The following is an 18182-nucleotide window of genomic DNA, read 5'->3' as shown; positions in this document are numbered from 1 at the left end:
AGTCCAGGTAGAAGGCCGGCGGCATCCCGCCAAAGCGCCAGATCGCATCCAGCGCCAGGTTGATGGCATTGAACTCGATATGGGCAAGCGCATGGACCAGCGCCACGCGGCCGGCCGGCGTATGGATGGAGCGCCGCCGCTCGACCCGTTGCGGCGGCACCAGTTCAGGCAGGGCGGCCGGCCCGGCACCGGCAGCTCGGCCAGGATCGACTCATCGATGCCGAGCGCCTGCGGCGTCGCGGCGGCGAGCGCCTGCCGCATCCAGCGCGTGGCGGTGGCCTTCTGGCTGGCGTCGTTCAGGCACAGGATGGCGAGCGCCTGGCGGCGCAAGGATAGGGAAGCAAGGCCAGGCGGCAGCTCAGGTGCAGCAAGCGGCATGCCGCCGGCATCGGGATCAGGAAGGTTTGCTGGCATAAGCGTAAAATCCGGGTTGCCGCCATTGTAGGGTGCCGTGGGCCGTGGGCCGCGCAGTCGCACCCCCGCCCCGCACCCTTTAAAGCCTGGCGGCAAACCCCATATACCCATACGAACTTGTGCAGGAGACCTCATGGCGCTTTACCAGCTCGGCGACGTTGCCCCCACCATCGATCCGGATGCCTACGTGGCGCCGGAGGCCACCATCATCGGTAACGTGACGCTCAAGGCACGTGCCAGCGTATGGCCAGGCGTGGTGATCCGTGGTGACAACGAACCGATCGTGGTGGGCGAGTCCAGCAATGTGCAGGAAGGCACCGTGCTCCATACCGACCCTGGCTGCCCGCTGACCATCGGCGACAAGGTCTCGATCGGCCACCAGGCCATGCTGCACGGCTGCACGGTGGGCGAGGGCTCGCTGATCGGCATCCAGGCGGTGATCCTCAACCGTGCTGTGATCGGCAAGGAGTGCCTGGTCGGCGCCGGCGCCGTGGTCACCGAAGGCAAGGTGTTCCCGGACCGCTCGCTGATCCTCGGCGCGCCGGCCAAGGTGGTGCGCGAGCTCACCGAGCAGGACGTGGCCAACCTGTATCGCAATGCCGAGACCTACGCCACGCGCCAGGCCATGTACAAGACGCAACTCAAACGCATCGACTAAGCGACCAAGGTGCCGCGCCAGCGGCACCGATTTACCGACGGATCATCGTGACTGACACCACCACCCCCGACACCCTGCAGAAATTCCTGTTCGACGCCGCCCCCGTGCGCGGCGAGCTGGTGCGCATGCAGGCCACCTGGCAAGAAGTGCTGCGCCGCAATCATTACCCGGCGCCGGTGCGCCGGCTGCTGGGCGAAATGATGTCCGCCGCCGCCCTGCTTTCGGCCAACCTGAAATTCAACGGCGCGCTGGTGATGCAAGTGCACGGCGACGGCCCGGTGCGCATGCTGGTGGTGGAGTGCCTGTCCGACCTGTCGATGCGCGCAACGGCCAAGCTCGCCGAAGGCGTTACGCTGGCCGACAACGCCACGCTGGCGGATCTCGTCAACGTCAGCGGCCACGGCCGCTTCGCCATCACGCTGGACCCGCAGGACAAGCTGCCCGGGCAGCAGCCGTACCAGAGCATCGTGCCGCTGGCCGACGCGCATGGCCCGATGGCATCCATGACCGCCGTGCTCGAGCACTATATGCAGACGTCCGAGCAGCTCGATACGCGCCTGTGGCTGGCCGCCGACGACAAGGTCGCCGCGGGGATGCTGCTGCAAAAGCTGCCCTCCTACGGCGGCACGCTGGAAGGCCACGCCGAGCGCGCGCCCGCGCAAGTCGGCGAAACCGGCGCACCACTGGCGGACACCGCCCGCGCGCAGGATCTCGACACCTGGGACCGTGCCTGCCAGCTCGGCGCCACGCTGAAGGACGCGGAACTGCTGGCCGAGACACCGGACACCTTGCTGCGCCGCCTGTTCTGGGAAGACCTGGAAGCTACCGGCCTGCGTGTGTTCGAGCCAATGACCCCGCACTTCCAGTGCTCGTGCTCGCGCGCCAAGGTGGCGGGCATGCTGCAGAACCTGGGCCGCGTGGAGATTGAAGACATCCTGGTGGAACGTGGCGAAGTGGAAATCCAATGCGATTTCTGCGGCCAGCAATACTACTTCGACCCGGTCGACTGCGCGCAGCTGTTCACGCCGGTCCCCGTGGCTACCGGCGCCGGCGACGGCGCCGGCCAGCAGCACTGAGCGGCAGGAACCTTTCTGCCCTGCGCCGGGGTCCAAGCGTCAGCGACCCACCAGAGTCAGGGAGTCATCATGTCCGCTTTGTCGTCTCATCCACCCGCCACCATCGGCACCCTGCTGCTCGCGCGGAAGACATCCAGAAGATCGATGCGCTGAACCGCCAGGTGCTGCGCGAGCAAGATGCCGCGATCGCCCGCCAGCAACAGGCGGAGGCCATGGCGCGGGCCGCATCCTATGCCTATCCCACGCCTAGCTGGAACCTGTATTACGGGGGCTGGGGCGGCGGGCACTGGGGTGGCGGCGTGGGCTTTGCCAGCCCGGGATACCGAGGCTGGGGCTACGGTGGCTATCCGTACTGGTGGTGAGCCGCTGACGAACCCGGAGCGGCAACAGACCGAAAAGACATGAGCGTGCCTCATCGATGCCGTTGCCGGACAACGGTGGCGGGTGCTACGAGAAGGAAAACGGAAAAAACGCCAGTCAGTGGCGATTGAATGCCGGGGAATTTGCCGGAGGCGGCAGCGGCGGCGTGGCGCTGACCTTTGGGGGCGGGGCCACGAACTGCACGAACACCTCGCCATCCTTGACCATGCCCAGCTCATAGCGGGCACGCTCTTCAATGGCCCCGGTGCCATCCTGCAGGTCCTTCACTTCCCCTTCCAGCTTGGCATTGCGCAGCTTGAGCGCCTGGTTGTGCGCGCTCTGTTCCTGCACCTGCTTGTCCATCTCCCACACACGCAGCCAGCCGCCCTTGCCCAGCCATAGTGGATACTGGATAGAGAGCAACAGCACAAACAACAGCAACGAGATCAGGCGCATGGGTTCTGGCGCTTAAGCGAAATGGGGAATTGCGTCATGCGCCGGCCGCGGCATTGTGCGCGGCCGGCGCATGGCACGAGCTTAGCGCAGATTGTAGAACGCGCTCTTGCCCGGGTAGCTGGCGATATCACCGAGGTCTTCCTCGATGCGCAGCAGCTGGTTGTACTTCGAGATACGGTCCGAACGGGACAGCGAGCCGGTCTTGATCTGGCCGGCGTTGGTGCCCACCGCGATATCGGCAATGGTGCTGTCCTCGGTCTCGCCCGAACGGTGCGAGATCACGGCCGTGTAACCGGCGCGCTTGGCCATTTCGATAGCGGCGAAGGTCTCGGTCAGGGTGCCGATCTGGTTGATCTTGATCAGGATCGAGTTGCCGATACCCTTCTCGATGCCTTCCTTCAGGATCTTGGTGTTGGTGACGAACAGGTCGTCGCCCACCAGCTGCACGCGCTTGCCCAGCTTGTCGGTCAGCACCTTCCAGCCTTCCCAGTCGCCTTCGCCCATGCCGTCCTCGATCGACACGATCGGGAACTTGTCGCACAGGTTGGCCAGGTAGTCGGCAAACTGGGTCGACGTCAGCTTCAGGCCTTCGCCATCCAGGTGGTACTGGCCTTCGGCTTCGTGATAGAACTCGGTCGCCGCGCAGTCCAGCGCCAGCAGCACGTCTTCGCCAGCACGGTAGCCGGCCTTCTCGATGGCTTGCAGGATGGTGTTCAGGCACTCTTCGTTGGAAGCGAAGTTGGGGGCAAAGCCACCCTCATCGCCAACCGCCGTGGACATGCCCTTGTCGGACAGGATCTTCTTCAGTGCGTGGAACACCTCGGCGCCGCAACGCAGGGCTTCACGGAAGCTCGTCTGCGACACCGGCATGATCATGAATTCCTGGATGTCCAGGCTGTTGTTGGCGTGCGCGCCACCGTTGACGATGTTCATCATCGGCACCGGCATCTGCATCGCGCCCGAACCGCCGAAGTAGCGGTACAGGGGCAGGCCGGCTTCCTCGGCAGCGGCGCGGGCCACGGCCATGGACACGGCCAGCGTGGCGTTGGCGCCAAGGCGGGCCTTGTTGTCGGTGCCGTCGAGGTCGATCAGGGTGCGGTCCAGGAAGGCTTGCTCGGAAGCGTCCAGGCCCATGATGGCTTCGGAGATTTCGGTATTGATATGCTCGACCGCCTTCAGCACGCCCTTGCCGAGGTAGCGCGACTTGTCGCCGTCACGCAGCTCGATGGCTTCGCGCGAGCCGGTGGAAGCGCCCGACGGCACTGCCGCGCGGCCCATCACGCCGGATTCGAGCAGGACGTCGCACTCGACCGTCGGGTTACCGCGCGAGTCGAGAACTTCGCGACCGATGATATCTACGATTGCACTCATGGATTCCTCTTGGACTGTTGATGCTTGATGACTTCTTACTACACGGGCGCCATGCCCTGGACTACCGCTGGCTACAGCTGACCGAGCTGGCTGACGCTTAAGCGCCTTCCACCACGATCATGTTCATACGCGCGGCATGCTCGCGCGACTTGCGCGCGGCGCGGTATTCCTCGCTGTCGTGAAACGACTTTGCCGCGTCATAGCTGGGAAACTTCAGCACGACCACGCGCGTCGGGGCCCAGTCGCCCTCGAGCTTCTCGGTCTTGCCGCCGCGCACCAGCACCTCGGCGCCATGCACCTTCATGGCATGGCTGGAGAGCACTTTGTACTCTTCGTACTGCTGGGGATCGGTGACATCGACGTGGGCAATGATATAGCCGCTGGCCATGGCGTATCTCCGTGTGTTCTTATGATGTTGATTCTACTTGGCTGATCATGGCCGCCTGATGACGGCCATGAGCGCGGTGGCGCAGCAAGCTCAGGCGCAAGCCGCCGGCCAGCTGAAGTTGTCTTCCAGGAAGCCGCCGCGCTTGACCAGGGTGTCCAGGTCCTTGAGCACCGACAGCAGTTCCTTCATGCGCGACAGCGGCACGGCGTTGGGGCCGTCCGACATGGCCTTGCTCGGGTCCGGATGGGTTTCCATGAACAGGCCCGCCACGCCGGTTGCCACGGCGGCGCGTGACAGCACCGGCACGAACTCGCGCTGGCCGCCCGAGCTGGTGCCCTGGCCGCCCGGCAACTGCACCGAGTGGGTAGCATCGAACACCACCGGCGCGCCGGTCTCGCGCATGATCGCGAGCGAGCGCATGTCCGAGACCAGGTTGTTGTAGCCGAAGGAAACACCGCGTTCGCAGGCCATGAAGCTGTCTTCCGGCAGCCCGGCCTCGCGCGCGGCGTCGCGCGCCTTGTCGATGACGTTCTTCATGTCATGCGGCGCCAGGAACTGCCCCTTCTTGATGTTGACGGGGCGCCCGCTCTGTGCACAGGCACGGATGAAATCGGTCTGACGGCACAGGAAGGCCGGCGTCTGCAGCACGTCGACCACGGCCGCCACCGGCTTGACCTCGTCGATCTCGTGGATGTCGGTCAGTACCGGCACGCCGATCTCGCGCTTGACGGTTGCAAGGATCTCGAGCCCCTTTTCCATGCCCAGGCCGCGGAAGGTCCGGCCCGACGAGCGGTTGGCCTTGTCGAACGAGGACTTGTAGATAAAGGGGATGCCGAGCTCGCTGGTGATCGCCTTGAGCTCACCGGCGGTATCCAGCGCCATCTGCTCGGACTCGATCACGCACGGGCCGGCGATCAGGAAGAAGGGCCGGTCCAGGCCGACGTCAAATCCACAGAGTTTCATCACTAGTCTCCTGCTTGCGGTGCCGGGGCTTAGCCCGCCTTGCCCTGCTGGCTGGCCAGCGCCGCTTCCACGTAGGCCTTGAACAGCGGATGGCCATCGCGCGGGGTGGAGGTGAATTCCGGGTGGAACTGCACGCCCACAAACCACGGGTGCAGGCTTTCCGGCAATTCCATCATCTCGGGCAGGTCTTCGGTCGGCGTACGCGCCGAGATCACCATGCCCGCCTTTTCCAGCGTCGGCACGTAGTGATTGTTGACCTCGTAGCGATGGCGATGGCGCTCATTGACTTCGGCGCCGTAGATCTGGCCTGCCTTGGTCCCGGCCTTGACCGGCACGCGCTGCGCGCCAAGGCGCATGGTGCCGCCCAGGTCGGACTCGGCGGAGCGCTGCTCGACCTTGCCTTCGCGATCGACCCATTCGGTGATCAGCGCGACCACCGGATGTTCGGTTTCCAGGTTGAACTCGGTCGAGTTGGCATCGGTCATCGCCGCCACATGGCGCGCGAACTCGATCACGGCCAGCTGCATGCCCAGGCAGATGCCCAGGTACGGGACCTTGTTCTCGCGTGCGTATTGAATAGCGCGGATCTTGCCTTCCGTGCCGCGCTTGCCGAAGCCGCCCGGGACCAGGATGGCGTCCAGCGGCTTGAGCACCTCGAGATGTCCCGATTCGAGTTCTTCCGAATCGATGTACTCGATGTTCACGCGGGTGGCGGTGTGCATGCCGGCGTGGCGCAGCGCTTCGATCAGCGACTTGTACGACTCGGTCAGGTCGACATACTTGCCGACCATGCCGATGGTGACCTCGTGCTGCGGATTTTCCTGGGCGTTGACCAGGCGCTGCCACATGGAGAGATCGGCCGGCTTGGGATCGATACGCAGTTCTTCGCAGATCAGGCGGTCGAGGCCTTGCTCGTTGAGCATCTGCGGGATCTTGTAGATGCTGTCCACGTCCCACACCGAGATCACGGCTTCTTGCGGGATATTGGAGAACAGCGAAATCTTGGCGCGCTCTTCGTCCGGAATCGGGCGGTCGGCGCGGCACAGCAGCGCGGTCGGCGAGATGCCGATTTCACGCAGCTTCTGCACCGAGTGCTGGGTCGGCTTGGTCTTGAGCTCGCCGGCGCTGGCAATGAACGGCACCAGCGTCAGGTGCACGAAGGCAGCGTGGTTGCGGCCCATGCGCAGGCTCATCTGGCGCGCGGCCTCCAGGAACGGCAGCGATTCGATGTCGCCCACCGTGCCACCGATCTCCACCAGCGCCACGTCCGCCTTGCCACCGTGCGACGCAGCCGCGCCACGCTCGATGAATGCCTGGATTTCGTTGGTGATATGCGGGATCACCTGCACCGTCTTGCCGAGGTACTCGCCGCGGCGTTCCTTGCGGATCACCGATTCGTAGATCTGGCCCGTGGTGAAGTTGTTCGACTTGCGCATCTTGGCCGAGACGAAGCGCTCGTAGTGGCCGAGATCGAGGTCGGTTTCCGCACCATCTTCCGTGACGAACACTTCGCCATGCTGGAAGGGGCTCATCGTGCCGGGATCGACGTTGATGTAGGGATCTAGCTTGAGGAGGGTGACTTTGAGGCCGCGCGACTCGAGGATGGCAGCGAGCGAAGCAGCAGCGATGCCCTTGCCGAGAGAAGAGACGACACCACCGGTGACGAAGACGAATTTGGTCATAAACCGAGCTTGCCGGGGAAATCGGGATTATACATGAGAGGCCGCCTGCTGCAGCGCCGCATTTGCGACAAGTCGCCTTGCCCGATAGCCGCTGAGACGCATTCGCCGCTTCATGCCGACGTCCCCAGCGCTACCCTATCCTAGCCTGGCTACGCACGCGCGCCAGCAGGCGAATCACCTCGCATTTGTCCGACGAGATCGCAAATCAGCCCGGCCGTCTGGCCGGGCCGCTCCATCGGGTACAAATGCCCGCCTTCGATAAAGCGCAGGCGTTCGCCCACCAGCTTACGCGTGGCGCCGAGCCCGCATTGCCGTACTTCGCGCGAACGCGTGCCGGCGACAAAGCTGACCGGCACCGGCGCACCGCGCGCCACGCGCGCGCCCAGGCTGGTGGGCAGCGTGCGATAGATCTGGTACTCGATCTCGCGCTCGAAGCGCAGGCGGCGCTCGGCGTCGTTGCCGGTCGGCTCCGTGCCATGCATCGCATAGTCGCGCAGCACTTCCTCGTCCCACGACGCAAACACCGGCTTGGTGCGGAAATGTTCCCAGACCGCCTCGGTATCCGGCCAGTGCGTGCGGCGCCGCCGCGTCGCCGCAGCCGGGCTGGGCCGCTCATCCAGGCCAAAGCGCTGGCCGGCCCTGAGCAAGGTGGCGCGCCACCCGGCAATCACGGGCGAATCCAGCATCACCACACCGCGCACCCACTGCGGGCGGCGCAGCGCCGCCATCAGCGACAGGAAGCCCCCAAGCGAATGCCCCACCAGCCACACCGGCTCGCGGTACTTCTGCTCGACCGAAGCCAGCAGCTCATCGACCAGGTGCGGCCACTCGCGCGTGACCGGGAATTTCGGGTCGTGACCATAGCGGTCGACGGCGCGAATCTCGAAATCGTCTTCCAGCGTTCCGAACAGCTTGCGGTAGGTGCTGACGGGAAAGCCGTTGGCATGCGAAAAATGCAGGATATCGCGCATAGGGGTATTCGCCGTGCGCCCTTTAATCCTGCGTGCCGGCACGTTCGCGCGTGGCGCGCACGGGCTGGCCCCAACGGTCGCCATCGCCCTGGCGCGCCAGCGGAAACTCGGCCGGCGCGGCGGCGTCCCATTCCGGATCATTGATCTCGCCGAAGACCTGGCGCAAGCGTTGCCCCCAGGTATCGCGGATCATGCGGAAGTAGGCGTTCTTCTCGTCAATATTGACGAAGCGGGTCACGCGCAGCGAGTCGCCCTCGTAGACCAGCAGGTCCAGCGGCAGGCCCACCGAGATATTCGACTTCAGCGTGGAGTCCATGGAGATCAGCGCGCACTTGGCGGCCTCGCCCAGCGGCAGCGTGGGCTCCACCACGCGATCGATGATGGGCTTGTCTTGTTATGGTGCACATTCATGCCCGGCGCATCGCCTAGCTTGCCGCCCGGGTCAAGGCCGCATTCTAGCGCCGCGCCAGTACGCCCGGAACCCTTGGGGTGCGCCCGATCTTGGTGCGCGACGCACCACTTCACTCACTGCAGCGGTGCAATGGCAATCTCGACCGCCAGTTGCTCGCCGCTGCCGCCTTCGCGAACCCCGCGCACCGGCGCGGCCATGCGATAGTCGCGCCCGACCGCCAGCCGGATATGGCGCGCGTCGCTCAGGCAGCCGTGGGTCACGTCGATGCTGCACCACAACGCGTTGCCGGCATCCACGCAGACATCGGCCCAGGCGTGGCTGGCAAGCTCCAATGCCGCCGGATCATAGAAATAGCCACTGACGTAGCGCGCCGGCACGCCCAGGGCGCGGCAGCATGCCACCATCACCTGCGCCTGGTCCTGGCAAACCCCGCTGCCCAGCGCGAATGCATCGCTGGCCGTCGTGCCCACGTCCGTGCTATCTGCCTGGTAGCGCACCCGCCCGGCAATGGCGCTGGCCAGCGCCAGCAGCGCGGGCACCGACGCCCCCGCCGCCAGGTACGGTGCGGCAAAACGCACCATGTCCGGCTTGGCGGCGGTCAGCGGTGTACCGCCAAGGTAGTACAGCGGCGACACGCGCGCCTCGCCGGCAGGCGGCGCGTCGCAGAATAACGGCCCCTGCGCCTGCGTCGGCGGCGTCACGTCGACCACGCCGCTGGCCTCGATCACCAGCGTATGTGCTGGCCCGGCCACGGTAAAGCTGTGCACGATATTGCCGAAGCCGTCACGCGCCTCGGACAGGTTGCCGGGCACGGACAACTGCCATTCCTGCACGGCCTGCAGCGGGCCCGAACGCGGCGCGAGCCGCAGTTCGTGCACGCTGCGCCGGACCGGCTCGGCGTAACGGTAGACGGTTTTGTGGTGAATCTTGTATTTCATGATGTGGCGAGGCCGGCACGACCCCCCACTTCATATAGGTCAGGCAGCCAGCAACGGCACGAGGAAATCCCGGCTGATGCCGTTGCCAAGGTCGCCGATGCGCTCCAGGAAACTGGTCAGGAAAGCATGCAGCCCGACGGCGAAGATGTCGTCGATGCGCGCATATTTCAAATCGGCGTGGAGTTTACCAGCCTGGCGCTCGGTCTCCGAAGAATGCTGGTTGCCCACCAGCGCCAGGATCGACACCACCTCGTCCATGCTCGACACCAGCGAACGCGGCATGTCGGGGCGCAGCACCAGCAGTTCGGCCACGCGCTCGGGAGTGATCACGGTGCGATAGACCTTGCGGTAGACCTCGAAGCCCGACACCGAGCGCAAGACCGCCGCCCAGTGATAGAAATCGTTGGCATCGCGATTGGGATCGCTGTCGTCGACGGTGCTGGCCTGGAACTTCACGTCCAGGATCCGCGCGGTATTGTCGGCGCGCTCCAGGAAGGTGCCCAGCCGCATGAAGTGGAAGGCATCGTCCTTGAGCATGGTGCCGAACTGCACGCCGCGGGCCAGGTGGGAGCGGAACTTGACCCACTCGAAGAACTGCGAAGGATCGTCGGCCAGCACGCCGTCGGCGATCATGCGCTGCACGTCGAGCCAGGTGGTGTTGATGGTCTCCCACACTTCGGTGGTCAGCGAGCCGCGCACCGCGCGGGCGTTCTCGCGGGCCGCGCGCAGGCAACTCATGATGGACGAGACATTGGTCATGTCGCGCACCATGAAATCGATCACGTCGTCGCGCGTGAGCAGGCCATACTTCTCGTCGAACACCGTGGTCAACTCGGAGATATCGAGCATGGCCCACCAGCCTTGCTCCGCCACTTCCGCGGATTGCGGCAGCAGCGAAGTCTGGTAGTTCACGTCCAGCATGCGCGCGGTATTCTCCGCGCGTTCGGTATAGCGCGCCATCCAGAACAGATGGTCGGCGGTGCGGCTAAGCATGGTCAGTCCCCTCGTACGGCGCTGTTCGCCCGCGCGCCGCCGGCAACGCGGCGGCCAGCGCGGGAATCACAAACAAACCCTTGCGTGCCCCGCGCGTCAGCGCTCCAGCACCCAGGTGTCCTTGGTGCCCCCGCCCTGCGAGGAGTTGACCACCAGCGAGCCTTCGCGCAGCGCCACGCGGGTCAGCCCGCCCGGCACCATGCGCACGTCCCTGCCGGACAGCACGAACGGACGCAGGTCGATGTGGCGCGGCGCGATCCCCGACTCGACATACGTCGGGCAGGTGGACAGCGCCAGCGTGGGCTGCGCGATGTACTGCTCGGGACGCGCGCGCACGACCTCGCGGAACGTGTCGATCTCCGCGCGCGTGGCGGCGGGCCCCACCAGCATGCCGTAGCCGCCAGCACCGTGGGTTTCCTTGACCACCAGTTCGCCCATGTGGTCCAGCACGTACTGCAGGTCGTCCGGGCGGCGGCACATGTACGTCGGCACATTGTTGAGGATCGCTTCCTCGCCGAGGTAGAAGCGGATCATGTCGGGCACGTAGGGATAGATCGACTTGTCGTCGGCCACGCCCGTGCCAATGGCGTTGCAGATGGTGACATTGCCGGCACGATAGACCGAGAGCAGGCCCGCCGCGCCCAGTGTGGAATCCGAGCGGAACACCAGCGGGTCGAGGAAGTCGTCGTCGACCCGGCGGTAGATCACGTCGATGCGCTGCGGGCCCTGGGTGGTGCGCATGTAGAGGTGATCGTCCTGCACGAACAGGTCGCTGCCCTCGACCAGTTCCACGCCCATCTGCTGGGCCAGGAAGGCATGCTCGAAGTAGGCGGAGTTGTACATGCCGGGCGTGAGCACCACCACCGTGGGATCGGCGATGTTCTGCGGCGAGACGCCGCGCAGCATGTCGAGCAGCAGGTCGGGATAGTGGGCGACCGGCGCCACGCGGTTGCGCGCGAACAGGTCCGGGAACAACCGCATCATCATCTTGCGGTTCTCCAGCATGTAGGACACGCCGGAGGGCACGCGCAGGTTGTCTTCCAGCACGTAGAACTCACCCTCGCCTGCGCGCACCACGTCGATGCCGGCCACGTGGGCGTAGATATCGCGGGGCACGTCGATGCCGAGCATCTCGGGGCGGTACTGCGCGTTGTTATAGATCTGGTCGGGGGGTTTTTCACCGTACACGGCGAACGTGATGCCCACGCGCCGGAAGATGAGATCCGCTTCGGCGCGCTTGTTGTCCATAGTGCCTTCGGACTGGCGCGCCAACCAATCCGCGAACTGCTTGTAATGCCCCCGCACGGCACCTGCCGGCAGGGACTCTCCCGCGTGGATTGCTGCCGCCACGCCATCTTGCCAATCGAGCATCTCGTCGAAAAACCGCGCCGCCATGATGGCCGTTCCCCCATGATTTGGGTGCCGCCCAAACTGCCGGCTGTCCCGTTTTGATTGGCTTGTTGTTCCCGGCACAGCACCTTGAGATCACCACCCGAGGCCCGGCGGGTTGGCCGCGGACCGTCTCGTCATGCTTCGAAGTGCTGTCCCTATAGGATACCTATGACTGCGAAAGCCGCAAGCGGCAAGCATTCGCGCCATCAAACATGGATTAAGCAAGATGTTTGCCAGCCCTGGCTCCGGACTGGCATCGGCATTGCCCTAGCGGGCAATCGCCGCGCCCTTTTGCGACGGCACTTCGGCCAGGACGCGCTGCACAAGCGCTTCCGGCGTCTGGCGGATATCGAGCACCAGGGCATCGCACGGCTCCTCCAGCGTTTCGAACTGGCTCTGCAACAGGTCAGGATTGAAGAAGTGATCGCTGCGCTCGGCTAGCCGGCCGCCGATGACGGCGGCGTCGCCCTTCATGTAGACGAAGGTCACGCCGCCATCGGGCGGCGTCAGGCGGTCGCGGTAGGTCTGGCGCAGCGCGGAACAGGTAAACACGTGGGTGCGCCCTTCGGCGCGGGCCGCGTCGATCGCCGCGCGCATCGCGGCCAGCCAGGGCCAGCGATCTTCGTCGGTCAGCGGGATGCCGTTGTGCATCTTCGCCTTGTTGGCGGCGCTGTGGAACTCATCGGCGTCGTGGAAGCCGCATTGCAAGGTCTTGGCCAGCAGTTGGCCGACCGTGGTCTTTCCGCTGCCGGAAACGCCCATCAGGATGTAGATCATGTCTGCTCCAACGATCATGTGCGGATGGTTTTCCCATCCTTGTCGGTAGTCCCCGCACCGGCCGCCGGTCGGCTCCGGAAGCGTTCAGCCATGAAGCCATGATAGGACCCGCATGGGCCGGCTCGGGGTCGCCCCCGCCAGCCGTCGGCTGCCGGGGACACAAATGACACAAAATTAAGGGGCGCCGCCTATTGTGCGACGGCCGCGCCCGTTTGGACAGCGCCGGGCGCGTCGGCCTCGGACAGGTCCAGCGCGCTGCCGCCCTCCTCCGCGACCCGCGCGTTGCGGCGGAACAGCCCGAACAGGCCCCGGCCGACGCTGAAACTCGTAAACGTGTCCTCCGGCAGCACAGCCGAAGGACGCGTCGCCAGGTCACCGTCGCCATTGGCGCCGCCGAGCCATTCCAGCGTGCCCGCCACCGCGTCCACGCGAATCCGGTCGCCGTCGCGCACGCGCGCCAGCGGGCCGCCCGCAAGTGCCTCAGGCCCCACATGGATAACCGCAGGCACCTTGCCGGAGGCGCCGGACATGCGGCCATCGGTCACCAGCGCGACCTTGTGGCCGGCGTCCTGCAGCGAGCCCAGCACCGGGGTGAGACGGTGCAGTTCGGGCATGCCGTTGGCGTTCGGCCCCTGGAAACGCACGACCGCGATCATGTCGCCCGTGAATTCGCCGGCTTCAAATGCAGCCTGCAAACCTTCCTGGGAGTCGAATACGCGTGCCGGTGCTTCCACCACCCGATGTTCGTGCGCCACCGCGGAAACCTTGATCATGCCGCGGCCAAGATTGCCCTGGAGCAAGCGCAATCCGCCCTCGGCGGAGAACGGCTCGGCTGCGGTCGCCAGAACCGTGGCATCGCCGCTGACAGCGGCGCCGTCGCGCCACTGCAGCACGCCATCGATCATCACGGGTTCTTGCGTGTAGCGGGCCAGGCCACGCCCGACCACGGTCTCCACGTCCTCGTGCAGCAAGCCAGCGGTGAGCAACTGGCGAATCACGTAGGCCACGCCGCCTGCGGCGTGGAAGTGATTCACATCGGCCGAGCCGTTGGGATAGACACGCGCGAGCAGCGGCGTGATGCGCGAGAGGCGGTCGAAATCGTCCCAGTCGATGAGGATGCCCGCGGCGCGCGCCATCGCCACCAGGTGGATGGTGTGGTTGGTCGAGCCCCCCGTGGCCAGCAGGCCGACCACGGCGTTGATCACCGCGCGCTCGTCCACGATGCGCGCCAGCGGCAGGTAGTCCCCGCCCCGCGCCGTCAAGGCCAGCGCGCGCTGCGCGGCGGCGGCGGTGAGCGCATCGCGCAAGCCGCTGTCCGGATGCACGAAGGCCGCGCCCGGCATATGCAGGCCCATGATTTCCATCAGGAACTGGTTGCTGTTGGCGGTGCCGTAGAAGGTGCAGGTGCCGGCGCCGTGATAGGCCTCGCACTCGGCCTCCAGCAGGGCGTCTCGGCCCACCTGACCGGTTGCGTAAAGCTGGCGCACGCGCGCCTTTTCCTTGTTGGACAGGCCCGTCGACATCGGCCCGGCCGGCACGAACACCACGGGCAGGTGGCCGAACTGCAGCGCGCCCATCAGCAGGCCCGGCACGATCTTGTCGCACACGCCAAGCATGACCGCGGCATCGAAGGTGTTGTGCGACAAGGAGACCGCCGTGGCCATCGCAATGGCATCGCGCGAGAACAGCGACAGTTCCATGCCGGCATTGCCCTGCGTGATGCCGTCGCACATCGCCGGCACCCCGCCCGCCACCTGCGCCACCGCGCCAACGGCACGCGCGGCTTCGCGGATCACGCCGGGATAGCGCTCGTACGGCTGGTGGGCCGACAACATGTCGTTGTACGCAGTAACGATGCCGAGGTTAGCGGCATGCTCAACCCGCAGCTTGAGCTTGTCATGCGCCGGCAACGCGGCCAGGCCGTGCGCGAGGTTGGCGCAGGACAGCCCGCGCAAGGGGCCCAGCTCCTGCTGGGCGCGTTCGCAGCGCGCGAGATAGGCGGCGCGGCTGCGCTGGCTGCGCGCGATCACGCGTTCGGTGACGGCGTGGACTTCGGCGTGGAGGGCTTTTGACATTGGGGGAATTCCTGGTCGTGATGCCTGATCGTATCCGGGAGGACTTGGGGGACTTGCGGGCGCCGGCGGGCGCCGGTTGGCACTATTGCTTGTAGATTTTCTACATTATATCGAAAGCCAAATTGAAAACACCATACGCATACATCACAAAGCGCTTTATTCATGGCATATTTAGCGCACATAGGTGAAATCCCTACCCGGCCGCCACGCTGAAGCCGCGATGGCCCCACCTCTGATTATGTAGAATATCTACATGCCGCTCGATTCGTCGAGCCACGGACTCCGGGGCCAAAGCCAGAACATTTCCCCGGCACAGACAGCCCATCCCTCCCCTACCATGCGCGACCGAATTCTTGCCGTCTACGACACGCTTCGCCCTTCCGAACGCCGCCTTGCCGACTACGTGGCTCGCCACGGCGCCAGCGTGATCCGCCTGTCGATGCCCGAACTGGCCGAGCGCGCGGGCGTGTCCCAGCCCACCATTGCACGCTTTTGCGCGGCGCTGGGCTACGATGGCTTTCGCGAGTTCAAGCTCCAGTTTGCCCAGAACGTGGGCGGCGGCACGCCCTTCGTCCACCAGGACGTCAAGGCCGAGGACCGCCCCGCCGATATCGCCGGCAAGGTCTTCGACCGCACCATCGCCACCCTGATGACGGTGCGCAATGCGCTATCCGCGGACCAGATCGAGCACGGCATCCAGCTGCTCGCCGCGGCCAGGCGCATCGAGTTCTATGGCTGCGGCAACTCGGGCATCGTCGCCCTGGATATCCAGCACAAGTTCTTCCGCCTCGGCATGCCTACCGTTGCCTACTCGGACTCGCACGTCTTCAGCATGTCCGCGGCGCTGCTCGGCCCCGGCGATGTGGCGGTGCTGGTCTCCAACAGCGGGCGCACCTGGGACATGCTGGCCGCAGCCACGCTGGCCCGCGCCAGCGGCGCCAGCGTGCTGGCGCTGACCCATAGCGGCTCGCCGCTGGCCGCGCTGGCGGACGTCTGCGTGTTCTCGGACGTGGAGGAAGACAGCGAGGTCTACACGCCGATGACCTCCCGCATCTGCCACCTGGTGCTGGGCGACGTGCTGGCAGCAGGCGTTGCCCTGGAACGCGCCGACACCGTCTGTGCCGGCCTGCAACGCGCCAAGGCGCACCTGCGCGAGCGTCGCATCGCCCAGGCCGAGCCCGCGCATCTTGCGTGGCCAGCCGCGCCAGCAGCGCCGCCTCGTCGCGCCGGGCGATATCGCCGGTCAGCAGCAGGCTGCGCGCGCTGCCCGCCACCTTGAGCACGCAGCTGCGCGCATTGCTGTCGATTGCCGCATTCTGCGCGGCACCCGGCAAGGGATGCAGCACGACAAAGCGAACCCCGTCCCACTCCCACTCTTGCCCCGCCGCGCAGGGCTGCGCCTCCAGGTGCGCGGCATTCGCCGGCGGCACCAGCAGCCGGTGCCCCGGCGGCGCGCCCGACAGCAGGCGGTCCACCGTCAGCGCGGCCATGATGTCACGCGCGCCGCCCGCATGGTCAGCGTCTTCATGGCTGATCATCAGCGTGTCGAGCCGGCGCACGCCCGCGCCGCGCAGGAATGGCACGATGGCCCGCGCGCCGGCGCTGTTGCCCAGCTCGCCACGGCCCGCGCCCCAGCCATAGGCTGGCCCGGCATCGTAGAGCAGCACGCGTGAGCGCGTTTCCACCAGCACCGCCGTGCCCTGCCCGATATCGATCGCGGTGGCGCGGAACTCGCCGTGCGCCACCGGCTGCCGCCCGGCCAGCACCAGCGGCAACAGCAGTACCGCGCCATGCAGGCGCGCACGCGCGCCACAGGGCACGGGCGCCAGCAGCAGCAACGTGCCAAGCACCGCCAGCGCGAGCGCGAGCGGACCGGCGCGCGCGGCCTGCCACACCGCCCACGGCGGCGCCGACAACCACTCCAGACCCAACACCAGCCAGTGCAGCAGCAGGTGCGCGGCGCCGAGCAGCCAGCCTGCCAGCGGCGCCGGCGAGGCCGCCGCCAGCAAGGCCATCGGCGTCACCAGCAAGCTCACCAGCGGGATCGCGGCCGCATTGGCCAGCGGCGATATCACCGAGACCTGCTGGAACAGCAGCAAGGTCAGCGGCACCAGCCCGATGGTGACGGACCATTGCGTGCGCGTGGCCTGCGCCAGGCTGGCGCGAACACGCTGCCAACGCGTCGGCGCGGCATGATTGGCCGGTTGCGCCGCTGCGAGGCCGGCGGCGTACGCCCGCTCCAGAGCGCCAACGCAGCTACCACCAGCATTGACACGGTGCGCAGCGCCGGCACCTGCATACCCGCCAGCAGGCCATAGATGAGGCCCGCAATCACCGCACCGACCAGTGCGGCACGCCGCGCCGGCCACCACAGCGGCAAGGGCCGCGGCAGCCATCGCCCGAGCCCGAACGAGTATCGCCACAGCCAATACACAAAGCTGGAGAAAAGGCCGGAAATCATGGTGATATGCAAGCCGGAAATGCTGATCAGGTGGCCGATGCCAGTGCGCGTGAACAAGGTCCAGTCCCGCTGCTGGATGCCGCGCTGATCGCCCACCACCAGGGCCGCCAGCACCGGCGCGAAGCGGGCATCCGCGGGCAGGCTTTGCAATACGTGATCGTGCACCCGCGCGCGCCATCGCTCGATGCGCCACATCAGTTGCTCGCCAACGGCGTCCTGGGCCCCGCCCATGACATCGCGCACGTACCCGGTAGCGCCAAGCCCGGCCGCCATCAACCAGAATTCGTAGTCGAAGCCATGCGGGTTGGCCAGGCCATGGGGCTGGCGCAAACGTACCGTGAAGACGTAACGCTCGCCCGGAAGCAACCCGGGCGGCGCATCCTCCCAACTCAGCAGGACCCGCGACGGCAAGCCGGCCACATCGTCGAGCGCGAACGCGAAGCGCTGTCCGCGCGCGGCCTGTGCCGGCAGCCCGGCCACCACCCCCCTCAGCACCAGGTCCACACCTTCCAGCCCAGGCGCCAGGCGCTCTGCCAGACGGGCTTCGGCGCGCCACGCCGACCAGCCGAAGCCGGCCAGCAGCGACAACGCAAGCAGGGCCAGCCGTGCCCAGCCAGGCCGGTGCGCGCGCAGGCGCAACGCCAGCGCGGCCGCCACGAGCCCGGCGGCGACCATCCACCACAGCGCGCTGCCACGTGGCAGCGCGCCTTGTTGCTGCAGCCACCAGCAGCCCGCGACGAAGGCGAGCAAAAACAGACGCATGCGAGCTCCCCCGACGACAAGATGGGATATCCG

The 18182-nt window shown here is 66.4% G+C and carries 15 protein-coding genes and 4 pseudogenes; 4 read left to right on the top strand and 15 right to left on the bottom strand.

Translation table 11 applies throughout. The annotated features are described in order from the left end of the window. Positions 1–378: pseudogene (locus tag OR16_RS48365) on the bottom strand (DUF455 family protein); the annotation flags it as partial. Between the two features lie 169 nt (positions 379–547). On the opposite strand from OR16_RS48365, the gene OR16_RS22295 reads away from it, so the two are divergent. The 3 genes and pseudogenes from OR16_RS22295 to OR16_RS22285 all read left to right on the top strand — a co-directional run. Continuing rightward, positions 548–1072 carry a gamma carbonic anhydrase family protein gene (locus tag OR16_RS22295; protein WP_006160208.1) on the top strand — a complete coding sequence of 175 codons (525 nt, stop codon included), beginning with the start codon at positions 548–550 and terminating at the stop codon, positions 1070–1072. A 47-nt stretch (positions 1073–1119) separates the two neighbouring features. Continuing rightward, positions 1120–2148 (top strand): Hsp33 family molecular chaperone HslO, encoded by a 1029-nt coding sequence (locus tag OR16_RS22290; protein WP_006160207.1) that lies wholly within the window; start codon positions 1120–1122, stop codon positions 2146–2148. A gap of 122 nt (positions 2149–2270) precedes the next feature. Continuing rightward, positions 2271–2510: pseudogene (locus tag OR16_RS22285) on the top strand (hypothetical protein); the annotation flags it as partial. Positions 2511–2625: 115 nt separating this feature from the next. On the opposite strand, the gene ftsB reads toward OR16_RS22285, so the two are convergent. From ftsB to edd, 12 genes and pseudogenes are all read right to left on the bottom strand, one after another. Continuing rightward, complete coding sequence (ftsB, locus tag OR16_RS22280; protein WP_006160205.1) at positions 2626–2964, bottom strand: cell division protein FtsB; 339 nt, start codon at positions 2962–2964, stop codon at positions 2626–2628. Positions 2965–3045: 81 nt separating this feature from the next. Next, on the bottom strand, positions 3046–4335 hold the full coding sequence (gene eno / locus OR16_RS22275) for a phosphopyruvate hydratase (RefSeq protein ID WP_006160204.1): 1290 nt from the start codon (positions 4333–4335) through the stop codon (positions 3046–3048). A 97-nt stretch (positions 4336–4432) separates the two neighbouring features. Continuing rightward, a complete protein-coding gene (locus OR16_RS22270; RefSeq protein WP_006160203.1) occupies positions 4433–4723 on the bottom strand; it encodes a DUF1330 domain-containing protein in 291 nt (96 codons plus the stop codon). A gap of 90 nt (positions 4724–4813) precedes the next feature. After that, positions 4814–5686 (bottom strand): 3-deoxy-8-phosphooctulonate synthase, encoded by an 873-nt coding sequence (gene kdsA / locus OR16_RS22265; protein WP_006160202.1) that lies wholly within the window; start codon positions 5684–5686, stop codon positions 4814–4816. Between the two features lie 29 nt (positions 5687–5715). Further along, positions 5716–7368: a CTP synthase gene (locus OR16_RS22260; protein WP_006160201.1), complete on the bottom strand. Its 1653-nt coding sequence runs from the start codon at positions 7366–7368 to the stop codon at positions 5716–5718. 149 nt (positions 7369–7517) lie between these two features. Continuing rightward, positions 7518–8339, bottom strand: coding sequence for an alpha/beta fold hydrolase (locus OR16_RS22255; protein WP_006160200.1), 822 nt, complete (start codon positions 8337–8339; stop codon positions 7518–7520). Between the two features lie 22 nt (positions 8340–8361). Then, positions 8362–8727: pseudogene (locus OR16_RS22250) on the bottom strand (peptidase); the annotation flags it as partial. A gap of 137 nt (positions 8728–8864) precedes the next feature. After that, positions 8865–9689: a transglutaminase family protein gene (locus OR16_RS22245; protein ID WP_006160198.1), complete on the bottom strand. Its 825-nt coding sequence runs from the start codon at positions 9687–9689 to the stop codon at positions 8865–8867. Between the two features lie 39 nt (positions 9690–9728). After that, the gene (locus OR16_RS22240; RefSeq protein WP_006160197.1) at positions 9729–10682 is read right to left on the bottom strand and encodes an alpha-E domain-containing protein; all 954 of its coding nucleotides are present in this window, start codon (positions 10680–10682) and stop codon (positions 9729–9731) included. A 96-nt stretch (positions 10683–10778) separates the two neighbouring features. Beyond that, entirely contained in the window at positions 10779–12077 is a 1299-nt protein-coding gene (locus tag OR16_RS22235) for a circularly permuted type 2 ATP-grasp protein (RefSeq protein ID WP_006160196.1), read from the bottom strand. A gap of 264 nt (positions 12078–12341) precedes the next feature. Next, a complete protein-coding gene (locus OR16_RS22230; RefSeq protein WP_043420640.1) occupies positions 12342–12851 on the bottom strand; it encodes a gluconokinase in 510 nt (169 codons plus the stop codon). Positions 12852–13039: 188 nt separating this feature from the next. After that, positions 13040–14926, bottom strand: coding sequence for a phosphogluconate dehydratase (gene edd / locus OR16_RS22225; protein WP_006160194.1), 1887 nt, complete (start codon positions 14924–14926; stop codon positions 13040–13042). 337 nt (positions 14927–15263) lie between these two features. Between edd and OR16_RS22220 the strand changes: the two genes are divergently transcribed. Further along, on the top strand, positions 15264–16205 hold the full coding sequence (locus OR16_RS22220; RefSeq protein ID WP_006160193.1) for a MurR/RpiR family transcriptional regulator: 942 nt from the start codon (positions 15264–15266) through the stop codon (positions 16203–16205). A gap of 256 nt (positions 16206–16461) precedes the next feature. Here OR16_RS22220 and OR16_RS47380 read toward each other — a convergent pair. After that, positions 16462–17082 (bottom strand): annotated as a pseudogene (locus OR16_RS47380) (ComEC/Rec2 family competence protein); the annotation flags it as partial. Next, positions 17028–18062 carry a ComEC/Rec2 family competence protein gene (locus OR16_RS47375; RefSeq protein WP_337459861.1) on the bottom strand — a complete coding sequence of 345 codons (1035 nt, stop codon included), beginning with the start codon at positions 18060–18062 and terminating at the stop codon, positions 17028–17030. The pseudogene OR16_RS47380 and the gene OR16_RS47375, both read right to left, overlap by 55 nt. Between the last annotated feature and the right edge of the window lie 120 nt (positions 18063–18182).

The organism is Cupriavidus basilensis OR16, assembly GCF_000243095.1.
Taxonomy (GTDB): domain Bacteria; phylum Pseudomonadota; class Gammaproteobacteria; order Burkholderiales; family Burkholderiaceae; genus Cupriavidus; species Cupriavidus basilensis_D.
The sequence above is the reverse complement of the archived record's forward strand: the minus strand, read 5'-3'. Positions and strand labels throughout refer to the sequence as shown.

Excerpts from the sequence above, each read along its gene's own strand:
- OR16_RS22245 (WP_006160198.1), bottom strand. The coding sequence starts at position 9,689 with ATGAAATACAAGATTCACCACAAAACCGTCTACCGTTACGCCGAGCCG.
- kdsA (WP_006160202.1), bottom strand. The coding sequence starts at position 5,686 with ATGAAACTCTGTGGATTTGACGTCGGCCTGGACCGGCCCTTCTTCCTG.
- OR16_RS22295 (WP_006160208.1), top strand. The coding sequence starts at position 548 with ATGGCGCTTTACCAGCTCGGCGACGTTGCCCCCACCATCGATCCGGAT.
- OR16_RS22235 (WP_006160196.1), bottom strand. The coding sequence starts at position 12,077 with ATGGCGGCGCGGTTTTTCGACGAGATGCTCGATTGGCAAGATGGCGTG.
- OR16_RS22255 (WP_006160200.1), bottom strand. The coding sequence starts at position 8,339 with ATGCGCGATATCCTGCATTTTTCGCATGCCAACGGCTTTCCCGTCAGC.
- OR16_RS22230 (WP_043420640.1), bottom strand. The coding sequence starts at position 12,851 with ATGATCTACATCCTGATGGGCGTTTCCGGCAGCGGAAAGACCACGGTC.
- OR16_RS22220 (WP_006160193.1), top strand. The coding sequence starts at position 15,264 with ATGCGCGACCGAATTCTTGCCGTCTACGACACGCTTCGCCCTTCCGAA.
- OR16_RS47375 (WP_337459861.1), bottom strand. The coding sequence starts at position 18,062 with ATGGTCGCCGCCGGGCTCGTGGCGGCCGCGCTGGCGTTGCGCCTGCGC.
- eno (WP_006160204.1), bottom strand. The coding sequence starts at position 4,335 with ATGAGTGCAATCGTAGATATCATCGGTCGCGAAGTTCTCGACTCGCGC.
- edd (WP_006160194.1), bottom strand. The coding sequence starts at position 14,926 with ATGTCAAAAGCCCTCCACGCCGAAGTCCACGCCGTCACCGAACGCGTG.
- OR16_RS22260 (WP_006160201.1), bottom strand. The coding sequence starts at position 7,368 with ATGACCAAATTCGTCTTCGTCACCGGTGGTGTCGTCTCTTCTCTCGGC.
- OR16_RS22240 (WP_006160197.1), bottom strand. The coding sequence starts at position 10,682 with ATGCTTAGCCGCACCGCCGACCATCTGTTCTGGATGGCGCGCTATACC.
- OR16_RS22270 (WP_006160203.1), bottom strand. The coding sequence starts at position 4,723 with ATGGCCAGCGGCTATATCATTGCCCACGTCGATGTCACCGATCCCCAG.
- ftsB (WP_006160205.1), bottom strand. The coding sequence starts at position 2,964 with ATGCGCCTGATCTCGTTGCTGTTGTTTGTGCTGTTGCTCTCTATCCAG.